14 protein-coding genes are annotated in these 15000 nt (G+C 66.5%); 12 read left to right on the top strand and 2 right to left on the bottom strand.

The window, feature by feature from the left end; genetic code table 11:
- Positions 1-27: 27 nt before the first annotated feature.
- The 12 genes from R1H25_RS03665 to R1H25_RS03610 all read left to right on the top strand — a co-directional run bounded on the left by R1H25_RS03665 (position 28) and on the right by R1H25_RS03610 (position 11555).
- A complete protein-coding gene (locus tag R1H25_RS03665) occupies positions 28-732 on the top strand; it encodes a C39 family peptidase (RefSeq protein ID WP_317222748.1) in 705 nt (234 codons plus the stop codon).
- A 13-nt stretch (positions 733-745) separates the two neighbouring features.
- On the top strand, positions 746-1495 hold the full coding sequence (locus tag R1H25_RS03660; protein ID WP_317222747.1) for a hypothetical protein: 750 nt from the start codon (positions 746-748) through the stop codon (positions 1493-1495).
- A 49-nt stretch (positions 1496-1544) separates the two neighbouring features.
- Positions 1545-2861 (top strand): transporter, encoded by a 1317-nt coding sequence (locus R1H25_RS03655; protein ID WP_317222746.1) that lies wholly within the window; start codon positions 1545-1547, stop codon positions 2859-2861.
- A 142-nt stretch (positions 2862-3003) separates the two neighbouring features.
- Entirely contained in the window at positions 3004-4143 is a 1140-nt protein-coding gene (locus tag R1H25_RS03650; RefSeq protein ID WP_057499423.1) for an SPFH domain-containing protein, read from the top strand.
- Positions 4144-4163: 20 nt separating this feature from the next.
- Entirely contained in the window at positions 4164-5516 is a 1353-nt protein-coding gene (locus R1H25_RS03645) for a TFIIB-type zinc ribbon-containing protein (RefSeq protein ID WP_317222744.1), read from the top strand.
- Complete coding sequence (locus R1H25_RS03640; RefSeq protein WP_317222742.1) at positions 5513-5770, top strand: hypothetical protein; 258 nt, start codon at positions 5513-5515, stop codon at positions 5768-5770. The genes R1H25_RS03645 and R1H25_RS03640 overlap by 4 nt, the downstream gene beginning before the upstream one ends.
- A gap of 197 nt (positions 5771-5967) precedes the next feature.
- Positions 5968-6552: an AprI/Inh family metalloprotease inhibitor gene (locus R1H25_RS03635; protein ID WP_317222741.1), complete on the top strand. Its 585-nt coding sequence runs from the start codon at positions 5968-5970 to the stop codon at positions 6550-6552.
- Positions 6553-6621: 69 nt separating this feature from the next.
- Complete coding sequence (locus tag R1H25_RS03630; RefSeq protein WP_057499427.1) at positions 6622-7581, top strand: cation diffusion facilitator family transporter; 960 nt, start codon at positions 6622-6624, stop codon at positions 7579-7581.
- A gap of 72 nt (positions 7582-7653) precedes the next feature.
- Complete coding sequence (locus tag R1H25_RS03625; RefSeq protein WP_317222738.1) at positions 7654-8289, top strand: DNA-3-methyladenine glycosylase; 636 nt, start codon at positions 7654-7656, stop codon at positions 8287-8289.
- A complete protein-coding gene (locus R1H25_RS03620) occupies positions 8289-8483 on the top strand; it encodes a hypothetical protein (RefSeq protein WP_134957701.1) in 195 nt (64 codons plus the stop codon). The genes R1H25_RS03625 and R1H25_RS03620 overlap by 1 nt, the downstream gene beginning before the upstream one ends.
- Positions 8484-8603: 120 nt before the next feature.
- On the top strand, positions 8604-10313 hold the full coding sequence (locus R1H25_RS03615; RefSeq protein WP_317222736.1) for a PAS domain S-box protein: 1710 nt from the start codon (positions 8604-8606) through the stop codon (positions 10311-10313).
- An 81-nt stretch (positions 10314-10394) separates the two neighbouring features.
- Entirely contained in the window at positions 10395-11555 is a 1161-nt protein-coding gene (locus R1H25_RS03610) for a M23 family metallopeptidase (RefSeq protein WP_317222734.1), read from the top strand.
- An 81-nt stretch (positions 11556-11636) separates the two neighbouring features.
- On the opposite strand, the gene R1H25_RS03605 is transcribed toward R1H25_RS03610, so the two are convergent.
- Complete coding sequence (locus R1H25_RS03605) at positions 11637-13580, bottom strand: MacB family efflux pump subunit (RefSeq protein ID WP_317222733.1); 1944 nt, start codon at positions 13578-13580, stop codon at positions 11637-11639.
- A gap of 2 nt (positions 13581-13582) precedes the next feature.
- Complete coding sequence (locus R1H25_RS03600) at positions 13583-14764, bottom strand: efflux RND transporter periplasmic adaptor subunit (RefSeq protein WP_317222731.1); 1182 nt, start codon at positions 14762-14764, stop codon at positions 13583-13585.
- Positions 14765-15000: the final 236 nt, after the last annotated feature.

The raw sequence follows: 15000 nt of genomic DNA, 5'->3' as shown, positions 1-15000 counted from the left end.
GGCTCCCCCCTGCTGCCGGAGAACGTGATGATCCGTTGCCGTCTTTCGATGAGCCTGCTCTCCTGCCTGTTGCTGCTGGCCACTGTTTCTGCGTGGGCGGGCGACGTGCGCTTCAGTGGCGTACTGCCCAATGGCGCGCTGCTGCAGCAGAAGGTGGAGAGCATGCAGGAGCGGCGCTACCGCAGCGTGGTACGCCAGCACACCGATTACAGCTGCGGGGCAGCCGCACTGGCGACCATCCTGCGCCATGCCTATCACCTGCAGACCGACGAAGCGACGGTGATCGAAGGAATGATGGGGGTCTCCGATCCAGCACTGGTGGCAGAGCGCGGCTTCTCCCTGCTCGACATCAAGCGCTACGTGGAATCGCTGGGCATGCGTGGCCGGGGCTACCGCATCGACGAGACACGACTGCGCACCCTGCGCGTGCCAGGACTGGTGCTGATGGATGTGCGCGGCTTCCGCCACTTCGTGGTGCTCAAGCAGGTCCGCCAGGGAGTCGTCGAAGTGGCTGATCCGATCCTGGGCAACCGCAGCCTGGCACTGCCCGAATTCTTGGCGGCCTGGCCATCACGTGCGGTCTTCGTGGTGATCGGCAGTGATTTCGATCGCAACACGGTCCTGCTGCAACCCAGCGAACGGCCCAGTGCCCGCGCGCTCTACGCGCGACAGGGGCCGATCACCGATGCCGAACTGGTCGACTTCGGCTTCAGCCACGCCGACCTGTTCTGAAGGAGGTTCCGCCATGTTCCGCCACCGTCTGTTGATGGTCCTGCTGCTGGCCTGCCCCACCCTGCCCCTGCAGGCGGCGGACGCCGCGCCCGGGCGCGGCCTGAAGGAGATTCCGGATCCCGAACTGAACCTGATGCGTGGCCGCTACACCGTGGGCGGCAATACCGTCGCCTGGTTCGGGGTCACGATGGTCTCGCAGTGGCAGGCCAGCAACGGAAGCGTGCTGCAGGGTGCGTTGACCTTGGGCATGGACTTCCGCGGTGGCGGCAGCCCGAAACTGAGCTTCCAGCCCAGCGTGCACGTGACCGCCGCAGATGCTCCGCTGCCGGACACGCAGGGTCGCCACATCGACAGCAGCGGCCTGGCAAACGCCAGCGGTCTGGTGCAGAGCGTGCAGGTGGCCGGCGATGGCAACGCCGCCCGCAATGCGACCACGCTGGTGGTACGCAACGGCGCGGTGCCGGCCCTGTCGGGTGACGGTGTCCATTCGCTCAGTGCACAGGGCGCAGGCGTCTCGGCCTCCGCAGTGCTGGAGGGCAACCAGGCACGCCTGCAGCTGCAGGTGGATGGCCAGGGCCTGGTCCAGCAATGGATACGCAACGGCAGCGTCGGCCAGGGCATCGCCCTGGCCGGTGACGGCCAGATCGCCAGCAACCAGCTGCGGCTGGAACTGGTGCGGGATACCGCGGGCGGCAACCTGCCGTTGAGCCAGAACGTGGCCCAGGCGATTGCGATGAACCGCGGCATGGGGCCGGGCCGGTAGCACCACGGCACGGCGTTGGGGGAAGCGTTCCACAACGCAGGACACGGACATGCACACCTTGATGAGGATCACCCCGTTGGCGCTGGCGGCGCTGGCGGGCACCGCCCTTGCTGCACCGCCGACGCCTGACGACGGCCCCGACGTGCAGGCCCTGGCCAACCAGCTGGAACAGCTGAAGGCCAACTACGCGCAGGAAGTGCGGCGGTTGCGCGAGCTGGACATGCAGGTGCAGGCCATGCAGGCGCGGTTGAGCGGGCGTACGGGCGCCACTGGGCCGGCAACGGCGGCGGCAACCGGCACGGGCACGGGCACGGCAGTCGAGCATGGCTCGACTCCACAGACGTCGCCGGGCAGCGAAGGTTACGCCAGTACCGCTGCCGAGGCCCAGCAGGCCAGGCAGGAGTCGCGGCGCAGCGTGGACGACGTGAAGCAGCAGCAATCGGCCCTGTTCTCCCGTCGCTTCACCATCGAGAACAGCCTCACCTACGCCCGTTACGACCGCAAGCAGCTCACCCTCAACGGCTTCCTCGCGTTGGATGCCATCTTCCTCGGCAACATCGCCATCGAGAACGTGGAGTCCGACTCACTGACCTACAACGTGGCGGCCCGCTGGGGCGTCAGCCCGAACCTGACGCTCAATCTGGATGTGCCTTATCTGGCGCGGCGCACCGTGTACCAGAAAGGCGGCGCCGGCGGTGCAGCGGCCGCCATCGCGCAGGAGCAGACCAACGGCAACGGCTTGGGCGACATTGGCCTGAGCGCGAACTACCGGCTGTTCGGCGAACGCGGCTGGCGCCCGGAGACCGTGCTCACGGCCGGTGTCACCGCCCCCACCGGGCGCGCACCCTACGGCCTGGACTGGAAGGTGATCGAGCGCGATGACGATGACTACATCCGCTTCGCCGTGCCACGCGAGCAACCCACCGGCAATGGTGTATGGCAGGCCAACCTTGGCCTGTCGATGGTGAAGACCGCCGACCCGGCCATCCTGTTTGCCAACATCGGTTACGTGCACTCCATCCCGCGCGGCTTCAGCGACATCGACAGCAATCCCGACACGGTCAATCCGGGCGACGTGAAGCTGGGCGGCTCGGTGTACTTCGGCGCAGGCGTGGCCTTTGCGTTCAACGAGCGGACCAGCCTGAGCCTGTCCTTCAGTGACCGCATCAGCGCCCGCGCCTCCACCCGCTTCCAGGGCGGCAAATGGATGAAGGTGATCGGCAGTGACGCCAATGCGGCGTCACTGAACCTCGGCGTGACCTACGCGTTGAACCAGCACACAACGCTGGTGACGCTGCTGGGCATCGGGCTGACCCCGGACGCGCCGGACTTCACTCTCGCCTTCAAGATCCCGTACATGTTGTAGCGACAGCGCCCGGCCCGGCGCTGCGCAGGGCATGGGCACGGCGCGGATTCATCTTCCGGCACCACAGCAGTCCCTGCCCGCTGCTATATTCAGTCCAGCTCGGCAGGCATGGTGCCTGCCCTCGAATCACAGGGAGTTGGTCATGGGTCTGGTACAGGCGGTGAAGGGTGCGGTGGGCGGTGTGCTGGCCGACCAGTGGAAGGACTTCTACACCGTGCCGGCGGGCCTGCCGTCCACGGCCGCCCTCTTCGCGGCGGTGCCGCAGGGCACCAACGCCGGCCGCGGTTCCAACACCAGCGGCTCGTCCAACATCATCACCAACGGCTCGAAGATCATCGTGCCGGAAGGCTACGGCCTGCTGCTGTTCCAGGACGGTGCGATCACTGCGTTCGTCGCCGAACCGGGTGGCTATGAGTGGCGTTCGGACGATCTGAACTCGCAGTCGATCTTCGCCGGCGACGGCCTGGTCAGCACCTTCATCAAGCAGAGCTGGGAACGCTTCAAGTTCGGCGGCCAGCCGGGCTCGCAGCAGGCCGCGTATTTCGTCTCGCTGAAGGAACTGCCGGACAACCGCTTCGGCACCCAGTCGGAAATCTACTGGGACGATGGTTTCCTCAATACCCAGGTCGGCGCGGTCACCCGCGGCTCGTACACGCTGAAGATCGTCGACCCGATCCTGTTCGTGAAGAACTTCGTGCCGGCCAGCTATCTGCGGCCGGGCCAGGTGTTCGACTTCACGGATCTGGACAACGCCGCCGCCAGCCAGCTGTTCAATGAAGTGGTCGGCTCGCTGGCCCCGGCCTTCAGCCTGTATACCAACGATCCGGGCAAGGGCAACCGCATCACCAAGCTCCAGCAGGACTCGCTGGGCTTCGCGCAGAGCCTGTCGGCCGCCGTCGAGCAGGCTTACCAGTGGAAGTCCGACCGCGGCCTGGCCATTGTCAAGACCGCCATCGTTTCGATCGAGTACGACGCCAACACCCGCGAACTGCTGAAGACCGTGCAGCGCGCCGACGCGCTGTCCGGTTCGCGCGGCAATTCCAACCTGCAGGCCAGCGTCGCCCAGGGCATCCAGTCGGCCGGCGAGAACGGCGGTGCGGCGGGTCTGGTCGGTGTCGGCATGGCCTCGGGCATGTTCGGTGTTGGCGGCATGCAGCAGCCGGCCACCCCGGCTGCCGACGATCCGGTCGCCAAGCTGAAGAAGGCCAAGGAAATGCTCGATCTGGGCTTGATCACCCAGAGCGATTACGACGCGCTCAAGGCCAAGGCACTGGGCCTGTAACAGCAGGACGCACACCCAACATGTCCGATCCCCGAAACGGTCCACCGCCGCTGCCCGGATCCGCGCCCGCGACGCCGCCGCCCTTGCCGGCGGCGTCGTTGGATGGGCCCGGTTCGCCGCAGGACGTCCCTCCCCTGCCCGGCAGCTTCCCGCTGGACACCTCGACGCTGCCGCAGGCCATCCGCGATGAAGTGGAAGCGCCCGATCCTGTGGCCATCGATACGTCGGCCAGCGAGCTGAAGGACGGCCTCAACCGCTGTCCGAAGTGCGGCGCCACCGACATCCGGCCCAAGGCCGGCACCGACATCCTCGTCTGCCTGTACTGCCGTCACGAATGGCACGGTGCGCGGGTCGAGGAAGAATTCGGCCTGGGCGAAGCCATCGACCAGCTGCGCGGCACCGTCATTGCCTCCGGTGCGCGTGACATCGATGCCGACACCTCGGCACTGATGACGTTCAAATGCACTGGGTGCGGCGCCGAAGTCACGGTCAATACCGAGAGTACGATGACGGCGCGCTGCCACTGGTGCCGCCATGTGTTCGGCGTCAACGAGCAGATCGCCAACGGCGCGGTGCCCGATGCGGTGCTGCCCTTCCACATCAAGAAGGACGATGCGGTCGCGCGCATCCGCCAGTTCGTCGACAAGCGCCGCATGTTCGCGCTGAAGGCGTTCAAGGACCAGTTCACCCCGGAAAACGTGGTGGGCGTGTTCCTGCCCTACATGATCGTCGACAGCAATGTCAGCGCGGCCGTGGCCGGCAAGGGCGAGATCAAGACGCGTGAGTACACGGTGGGCAGCGAGAAGAACAAGCGCACCCTGTATGACGCAGACGTCTACCAGGTCGAACGCCAGGTCGACTTCACCGTCGATGACCTGCCCCTGGAATCCTCGGCCGAGCGCGGCAATCTCGATACCCGCGCCAATACCAACAACATCATCAACACCATCCTGCCGTTCGACACCAAGAACGCCGTGAAGTGGAACGCCTCGTACCTGGCCGGCTTCACTTCGGAGAAGCGCAACCTGGATGTCGAAAAGCTGCGGCCGCGGCTGGAAGACCAGCTGCTGTCCATTGCCCGCGCACAGGTGGAAGGCTCGGTGAAGCGCTACAACCGTGGCGTGCGCTGGGAGCAGGAACAGCTGGAAGTGCACGGCACCCGCTGGGTGTCGATGTACCTGCCGGTGTGGTTGTACTCGTACCACCAGCCCGGCAAGAACGGCGGCATGCTGCACTACATCGCGGTGAACGGCCGAACCGGCGAAACCATGGGCAGTGTGCCCGTGCAGCAATGGAAGATGCTGCTGGCGGCACTGGCCACCGGCACCGTCATTGAAGCCCTCGCAATTGCCTTCCTGGTGGCATCGACATGAGCGACGACAGTGGCCTCTGGCTGTTGGCGGCAGGACCAGCCGGCGCAACCGCGCTGTACTGGGCGCTGTACCGCTATTACCGCAACACCGACAAATCGCATTCCTTCGAGCACGAGACCGACATCGAGGCCAAGCCGGTCACCGGCTCGGACCAGCAGGTGGGACGGGTTACCGGCACCGAGGAGAAGCGCATCCGCGGTGACAACGTGTATGAGTACCGGAAACGGGTGGCAAGGGTGAAGCCCGAAGGATAGAGCAAGGCCATGCCTGGCTGCGGGCGGTGCCGGGCGCTGGCCGGCTCCCCTTTGACGCCCAGAGACCGAAGAAATGCCGGCCAGCGGCCAGCACTACCCGTCAGCTCTCGGCTGGCCTGCCTCAGGGCGCATCCTCACACCGTCTCCCACCCCACCGGTTCGATACTCGCGCGATCCACCCTTCCGAGGATCCTGCGATGGCTGCCCTGCTTGCCCGTAGCTGGCTGTCGGCGCTGTGCTTCCTGGCCCTGCCTGCCCTGGCCCAGGACGCCTCGTTCGGCTTCGGCGAACAGACCACCCGCACCGACCAGACCACGCAATCCAGCAGCACCCAGACCCAGAGCAGTAGCGCGGTGACCACCCAGACCACCACCAGCGGCAGCTCGCAGTCCGAATCACGCACCGAAAACAAAGAGATCGACGTGGGCTTCGGTTTCCACGACGACAACGACGACTGGAGCCATGATCGCCACCGTGGCGGCCGCGATGTGCGCGACAGCGATCTGTTCGGGAGCTGGACGCTGGGCCAGGAAAACGGCGATACCTGCACCATCGAGCTGAAGAACATGGAATGGTTCGGCGGCTACAGCGCCTATGTGCCCGCCGGCTGCCCGGAGGGCTTCTTCTCGGCCAACCGCTGGGTGCTATCAGGCAACCAGCTGCTGCTGACCGACTCCAGCAACACCGTGTTCGGGCGCTTCCGCGCGTCAGGCGGTGGGCGCTGGACGGGGTACCGTGAATCGGATGGGGCGCGTTTGTATCTCAACCCCAAGGGGCGCTGATCGCGCCGTGCACGCAATGGGCACGCGCTGATCGGGAAGATCAGGCGTCCGCCCCGCCCCGCCGCCGACATGTCCGCTCCCACCGGTTCCCGTCTGGTCATCTATGCCGCCCTCGCGGGCAACCTGGCCATTGCCATCGCCAAGTTCATCGCTGCCGGCATCTCCGGCAGCTCGGCCATGCTCAGTGAGGGCGTGCATTCGCTGGTCGACACATTGAATGAACTCCTGCTGCTGTACGGGCTGCGCCGTGCCGGCAAGGCGCCGGATTCCCTGCATCCATTCGGCTACGGCCGCGAGCTGTACTTCTGGAGCTTCATCGTCGCCCTGCTGGTGTTCGCCGCCGGCGCCGGTGTTTCGGCCTACGAGGGCATCCAGCATATCCGCCGGCCGGAACCGGCCACCAACCATGCACTGAGCTACAGCGTGCTGGGCATCTCCATCCTGTTCGAGGGTGCCTCCTGGTGGGTGGCGCTGCGCGAGTTCCGGCGTACCAAGGGCAAGCTTGGCTACTTCGAAGCCTTCCGCCGCAGCAAGGATCCTTCCACCTTCACCGTACTGCTGGAAGACAGCGCTGCGTTGCTCGGGCTGGGCTTCGCGTTGATCGGCCTGGTGGCCGCGCAGGCGCTGGATATGCCGGTGCTTGATGGTGTGGCGTCGCTGTGCATCGCCGGCGTGCTGGCCGCAACCGCCTTCCTCCTGGCCCGTGAAACCAAGGGCCTGCTGGTTGGAGAGCCGGCCCACCCGGCGGTGGCCCAGCGGATCATGGCGGTGGCGGAAACTGATCCGGACCTGCGCCGCGCGAACGGCGTGACCACCATGCAGATGGGACCGGAACAGGTCGTGGCCATGCTCAGCGCCGAGTTCGAGGATGACCGGAAGACGCCCCAGATCGAGGCGTGCATCACCCGCATCGAAACGGCGGTGAAGCGCGAGTATCCGGAACTGGTGGCACTGTTCATCAAACCGCAGACACCCGAGGTCTATGCCGCCCGGCGCGCCGCGCTGGCTGCACCGCCCGCGCCGGAATGACGCCGCGTCTGCGCCCGTTTCACCAGTCCAATGCCACAGTGCCACCAACATTTGCCCGAGCCTGCCTCTACCGTGCCGGATTGGTTGCCCACCGCTCTTCAGATCCTCCCGCGCAGCTTCTACCGGCGCCCGCCCGTCGAGGTTGCGCCCGAGCTGCTCAACAAACTTCTGGTCCGTGACGATGGCCGAACGGGTCGCATCGTTGAAGTCGAAGCGTACGCGGGCAGCGTCGATCCGGCGGCGCACTCCTATCGCGGGCAGACGCCGCGCACGGCCAGCATGTTCGGTGAGGCCGGGCACCTGTATGTCTACTTCACCTACGGCATGCACTGGGGCAGCAACGTGGTCTGCGGAGAGGTCGGTGAAGGGGTGGCGGTGCTGCTGCGGGCCGTCGAGCCGCTGGCGGGCCTTGAGCGCATGCACGAGCTGCGCCCCGCCGCGCGCCGGGACCACGATCTGGCCAGCGGCCCCGGCAAGCTCTCGCAGGCATTCGGGCTGGACCGCAGTTTCGACGGCGCCGACCTGGTGACTGGCAGCCACGGCATTGTCATCGCCAGCGATGGCGTGCGGCCCCCGGAGGATCCAGTGGTCGGGCCCCGCATCGGCATCAGCCGCGCTGTTGATTTCCCCTGGCGGTGGCACATCCGTGATCACCGTCACGTATCGATTCAGCCACGTCGCGCTTCCGCCCCTGCGAGGAAACGATGATGACCCCGCTCGACAAACCACTGCGCCGCGAAGTGCACATTGATGGCCTGCCCTATACCCTCACCGTGGACCCCGAAGGCCTCAAGCTGGTTGAGAAGGGGCGACGCAAGGGCATCATCCTGCGCTGGCAGGACCTGGTATCCGGAGACGCTGCGCTGGCCGCCGCCTTGCAGGCATCGCTCCAACAACACTGAGCCAGCGCGCCCACCTCACATCGGCATCACCCCGCCGTGGCGATACATAACGGCGCGCGCGCTAGCGTAGCGCCAGACAGCCGCCGCAACCGCCCTCGCCACCCAGCCCTGAAAAGCGCCATGGACGAAGCCGAACGACTGCTCGAAATCGAACGATTGCATCTGCTGGATACGCCCCCTGAGCCGGTGTTCGATGCCATCGTCGCGGCGGCCCGCGCCGCGACCGGCCTGACCATGGGGCTGATTACCGTGGTGGCCGAAGACCGCCAATGGTTCAAGGCCAACATCGGCCTGGAGGGCGTCAGCGAAACGGCGCGCGAGATTTCATTCTGCACTCATGCCATACGCCAGGACGAGCTGTTCGAGATACCCGACGCGCGTCAGGACCCACGCTTTTCCACCAATCCACTGGTCACCGGTGGGCCGCGCATCCGCCACTATGCCGGTATCCCTCTGGGCTCGGCCCATGGCGCACGCATTGGCACGCTGTGCCTGCTCGACCCGATGCCCGGTGTGCTGTCGCCCTCGCAGCGCGAACTGATGGTTCACCTGGCACGGGTCACCACCCAGGTGCTGGAACAGCGCAGCACCCTGATGGCGCAGGTTGCCCAGGCCAAAGCACTGCATCGCGAGTTGAAACGCAGCGAAGACTTTCTGGAGCGCACGAACCGCGCGGCGCGGGTGGGCGGCTGGGAGATGGACCTGCTCACCAACGAAGTGCGCTGGACCCGCGAAACCAAGCAACTGCACGGCGTGCGCAGCAACTTCGAGCCCACGTTGGAGACCGCACTCTCGTTCTATCGCGAGGACAGCCGTAACATCATCCGCGCCGCAGTGCAGCGCTGCATCGACGAAGGCACATCCTGGGAGGTGCAGCTGCCCATGACCACCGCCGACGAGCGCGCCATCTGGACCCGCGTGGTCGGCAGCCGGCAGCAGGTCGATGGCCGCCCGCGGCTGGTCGGGGCGATCCAGGACATCACCGAAGAGCGCGCCGCGCTGGATGCGCTGGAAGCCAGCGAGACGCGCTACCGCCGCCTGTTCCACTACAGCCTCGGCCTGATCTGCACGCATACGCTGGAAGGCGTTCTTACTTCGGTGAATCCCGCGGCCGTACAGTCATTGGGATACGATGAGGGCCAGATGATCGGGCGCAGCCTGTGTGACCTGATGCCGCCTGAGAAGCGCGATGGTTTCAAGGCGTACCTGAAGCGGATCCATGCCAACCACACCGATGCCGGCGTGATCGAACTGATCGCCGCCGATGGAGCGCGCCATTACTGGGCGTATCACAACGTGCTCGACAGCGAAGCCAACCCACCCTACGTGCTGGGACATGCGCAGGACGTCACCGCGCTGCGGATGCAGGAACAGCAACTGCGCGAGATGTCCTTCAAGGATCCGCTTACCCAGAGCTACAACCGCCGCTTCCTGCCCCGCCTTGACGAACTGGCCGACCAGGCATGGGCCTGCCTGGTGTTCGATCTGGATCATTTCAAACAGGTCAACGACATCCAGGGCCATGCGCGGGGTGACGCCGTGCTGGTGGAATTCGCCGCCTTCCTGCGTTCGCCGCTGGGTACGGCGGAGAACGTGGTGCGCATGGGCGGTGACGAGTTCATGGTGGTGCTGACCGCCCCGCAACCGGGGCGGCTGGCCGCGCTGGAGCAGTGGTATGCGCAGCACGCGGGGCAATCGCCCACGCCCTTCTCGATGGGGGCGACGCACCATGCAACGGGCGAGTCGGTGGCCGATACCCTGCAACGTGCCGACAGCCACCTGTATCGCGAGCGCGCCCGCGTGCGCAAGCACCCGCGCGCGCAGCCCTGATCAACCCCTGTCCGTATATCCCTGGCCGTCACACGGCGCTATGCTCGCCATCGGCCGCCCACGGCCGACTGGGGAACGCGCATGACCCGCAGCATCTGCCTCGCCCTGCTGCTGTTGCTGCTTCCTTCACTGGCGTTGCCGACGCCGACCCCTGCGCCGGTCGAAGCAAGGATACCTTTCGCACCGACTCTCTTTGTCGGCAGCGACGGCCTGCGCCATCTGGCCTACGAGCTGCACATCACCAACTACTACGGCGATACCGGTGCGCTGCAGCCGCAATGGCTGCAGGTGCTGGGCGACGATGCCGGCACGCCGCTGCTGAGCCTGGACGCCTCTGCCCTGCGCCGCTGGGTGCGGCCGACCCCAGCGGAGGATGGCGTGGTCTCCATTGCGCCGGGCAAGCGTCTGGTGGTGTTCCTGTGGCTGTCACTGCCCGCCGCAGCCCACGCGCCGCATTCCCTCCGGCACCGCATGCTGCTGGAGACAACGAACCACGGCAGCGTGGTGCTTGACGGCGCCAGTGTTGCGGTCAACGCAGGGTCGGTCATGGCGCTGGGTCCCCCCCTGCAGGGTGGCCGATGGCTCGCCCATGAGGGACCCGGCGACGCGCAGTCACACCATTGGGGCAGCCTGGTAGCGGTGAATGGTGATCTGACCATTCCGCAGCGCTTCGCGCTCGATCTGGTCGGTGTCGACGAACACGGCCACGCACTCCGTTCGACCGCCAGGGATCTGCAGCACACGCGTCATTCGGACTGGGTAGGATACGCAGCACCCGTACTGGCGGTCGCCGATGGCATCGTGCGCGCGGTGCGAGATGGGCAATCCGAGCATCCGCCCCTCACCCCACAGCCGGAGCCTGCCTCACTGACAGCAGACGGCCTGTTCGGGAACTACGTTGTCCTGGAAATCGCGCCGGGTGCCTTTGCCAGCTACGCCCATCTGCGCACCGGCAGCATCAGGGTGAAAGCCGGGCAACGTGTCCAGCGCGGACAGCCGCTGGCCGAACTTGGGCAGTCAGGCAACTCCGCCGCTCCGCATCTGCACTTCCAGCTTTCCAACAAGGCAAGCTTCGAAGGATCCGAAGGCATTCCCTATGTCTTCCAGGCCTTCGAGGATCTCGGCCCTGAAGGCGAAGCGCAGTTGTTCGGCCAGGGGGATGCCTGGAAGCCAGCCGTGGCCGCGCCACGGCAGAACCAGCTGCCGCTGAATGACATCGTCATCGCCTTTCCGCCGCACTGACACGCTCGCTCTGCCGCCGGGAATCCTCCCGTAGAACCGAAGGTATGCTCGGCTCTCAAGGCTCCCGCAGCGCGTGCGGCCCTACTCCGCCGCCAATGCCTGGATCGGGTCCAGCTGCGCCGCGCTACGCGCCGGAAAGTAACCGAAGCCAAGCCCGATCGCAGACGAACACGCCAGCGCGGCGAGCACCGGCCCGGGCGTGAACAGGAACGGCACACCCAGCGACAGCAGGCTGGACAGCGCACCCACAGCGAAGGCCAACAGCACGCCCAGCACGCCACCGAACAGGCAGATCAGCACCGCCTCGATCAGGAACTGGCGCAGGATGTCGCGCTGCCGCGCACCCACCGCCAGCCGCACGCCAATCTCGCGCACGCGCTCCTTCACCGACACCAGCATGATGTTCATCACGCCCACGCCACCGACCACCAGCGCCACCGCCGCAATCGCCGAGACCAGCGCCGCCAGCGTCTGGCTGGACTTCATCACCGCTTTGCGGATCTGGTCCGAGTTGTAGATGAAAAAGTCCCGACGCCCATGCAGCCGCTGCAGTTCCGCACCCAGCGAGACCTCCGCTGCACGGGTCGGAACGTCATCGCGCACACGCACGGTAATGCTCTCCAGCCGCTGGCTGCCAAGCAGGCGCGAGGCCGCCGAGGTGTAAGGCACGTAGACGGTGGGCGTCGCGCCGCCTGCGAATGCACTGGCACCTACCACACCGATCACGTCCACTGGCATGCCGCCCAGCAGCACCGTGCCGCCGATCGGATTGCCGTTGAACAACGTCTTGGCCGCCTTCTGGTCGAGCACGGCCACCGCGCGATGCGCAGCCACCTCGGCATCGGTGAAGAACCGGCCCGCCTTCAGGCGCAGCCCGCGCACGCGCGGCAGATCAGCACCCACGCCAAGGACCTGTGTGTTGGCGCGCCGGTTGCCCTGCAGAGCGGCCACTGAGCTGCTCAGGTTGGGGCTTACGCTGTCGACATAACTCAATGCGGCCAGGTGATCGGCATCGTCCACGACCAGCGTTTCAATCTCGGCCGAGCGCGGGTCGCCGAAATCCGTACCCGGGAAGATCTCCAGCGTACTGGCGCCCAGTTCGTTGATCTGTGACTCGACCTGCGCCTGTGCGCCCTTGCCCAACGCCACCACGGTCACCACCGCGGCCACGCCGATGATGATGCCGAGCATGGTCAGAAGGGTGCGCAGGCGATGGGCCAGCATCGAGCGTACTGCCATGCGGGTCGCCTCGCGTATGGCATCGATGCGGGCGCGGCGTTCAGCGGCCACCGTGGGTCTGTGCCCCGACACGTCTGCATGCTGCCGCGCGGTCTGGCCTTGTTCGTGGCGATCAGCCACCACGCGTCCATCGGCGATCTCGATCACACGCGACGCGTGGGCAGCAATCGCAGCGTCATGGGTCACCAGGATCACGGTGTGGCCCTGGCCGTGCATGCGCTTCAGCTCGGCCATCACCTGCTGGCCACTGGCATGGTCCAGCGCACCGGTCGGCTCGTCGGCCAGCACGATGGCGCCGCCGTTCATCAGCGAACGCGCAATGGAGACGCGCTGCTGCTGCCCGCCGGACAGCTGACTGGGCCGGTTCGTGGTGCGCTCACCCAGCCCCAGCGTTTCCAGCAGCATGCGCGCACGGGTGGTGCGCGCATCGGCATCCACGCCGGCATAGACCGCCGGCAGCGCCACGTTCTCGGTAGCGCTCAGGTTTTCCATCAGGTTGTAGCGCTGGAAGATGAAACCGAAATGCTCGCGACGCAGGTGCGCCAGTTCATCGGGCGACATCTGCTCGGTCGCTGCCCCATCCACGCGGTAGCTGCCTTCGGTCGGCCGGTCCAGGCAGCCCAGAATGTTCATCAGCGTGGATTTGCCCGAACCGGACGGGCCGATGATGGCGATGAACTCGCCCGCCAGGATGCGCAGCGACACGTCCTTCAACACCGCCACCTCGCCGGCGGCCGAGCGATAGGCGCGCGATACGCCATGCAGTTCAAGCAGCGCGTCGGCCATGCTCACATCCCCAGCAGGCTGGTGGGCTCGGCTTCCGCGCCACTGGGCGCCTGCCCGACCACCACGTTCTCACCTGCCTTGAGGCCGGACAGGATCTGCACCGCAGTAGCGGTGCGCAGGCCGGTCGTCACCGCGCGCTCGCGGGCACGGCCCTTGGCATCGATCACCTGCACGGTCGCGCTGTTGCCCGCCTTGTCATCGCTCTCGGACACTGCCGTCAACGGCACCTGCAGCGCGTTGGCGGCGCGCGCCAGCTGGATCGTCACCTTCACCGTCATCGACGGCTTCAGTTTCAGGCCCGGATTGGGTACATCAAACAGCCCGGCGTAGTACACCGCCTTCGGCGTCTGCGCCGATCCACCGGTGTTGCCGGTGGCCACGTCGGCAATCGACGACGGCGCGGGTTCAAGCTGCTGCAGATGCGATTCGTAGCGGCGTCCGCCCGGTCCCAGCGTGGAGAACCACAGGGGTTGGCCAGGCGCGATCAACTCCACGTCGGCCTCCGCGATCTCGGTGCGAACCGTCATCGTGTCCATCTGTGCCAGCATTACGATGGTCGGCGTGGTCTGCATCGAGTTCAGCGTCTGCCCGGCCTTGGTGACGATAGCCACGATGTAGCCCTCGGAGGGTGAGACGATACGGGTGTAGCCCAGGTTGATCCGCGCGGTCTCTACCTGGGTCACGGCCTGGTCGATCTGCGCCTGGAGCGCTGCGGCGTCAGAGCGCGCCGCTTCGCGCGCCACCCGCGCGGACTCGAAACCTTCCTGCGAGACCAGCCGCGACGCCACCAGCTGCGACTGGCGCTCATGCACGCGGATGGCCTGGGCGTAGCGCGCCTGGCTGGCCGCATGCTGGGCACGCAGCGCATTGGCAGCCGCTTCGGCGCTGCGCAAGGCGATGCGCTGCGGCTGCGAATCCACTTCGGCAATCAGATCGCCAGCGTGCACACGCTGGCCCAGCACCACATGCAGGCGCTTGACCTGGCCGGACACCTGCGCGCCCACCGCCACCAACTCTTTCGGGTTGACCCGGCCCACCGCCTGTACGGTCTTCTCCAGGTCCGCAACCCTTGCCGGCGCAGTGATCAGCGCGGCATCATCGCCGCCTGTGAATGCCCACCAGCCGGCGGTGCCTGTAACGGCAGCTACGGCCGCGGCAATGATCCAGGTCCTGCGGTTGTTCATTGAAACGCCCGGCTTCGGGCGGCCACCCAGTGCGACCGCTGAGGCCGCAGTCTGCGAGCCCGGAGTGGACGTTTCTTGGAGCCACTGTGGAGATTGCATGGAGACGTGGCCGCCGTTCAGGCGCGCCACCCCCGGCTGAATCGGGCTCCCCGCGTCCACGCAATCTCGACACAATCTCGACCGAGTCTCCATCAATGGAGGCTAGCCTCGGCGCCCTTGTCGACTGCCTGCGCGCC

The sequence above is a fragment of the Stenotrophomonas veracruzanensis genome (assembly GCF_032911525.1).
Taxonomy (GTDB): domain Bacteria; phylum Pseudomonadota; class Gammaproteobacteria; order Xanthomonadales; family Xanthomonadaceae; genus Stenotrophomonas; species Stenotrophomonas africana.
Note: the sequence above shows the minus strand (reverse complement) of the source record. Positions and strands in the feature narration are given on the sequence as shown.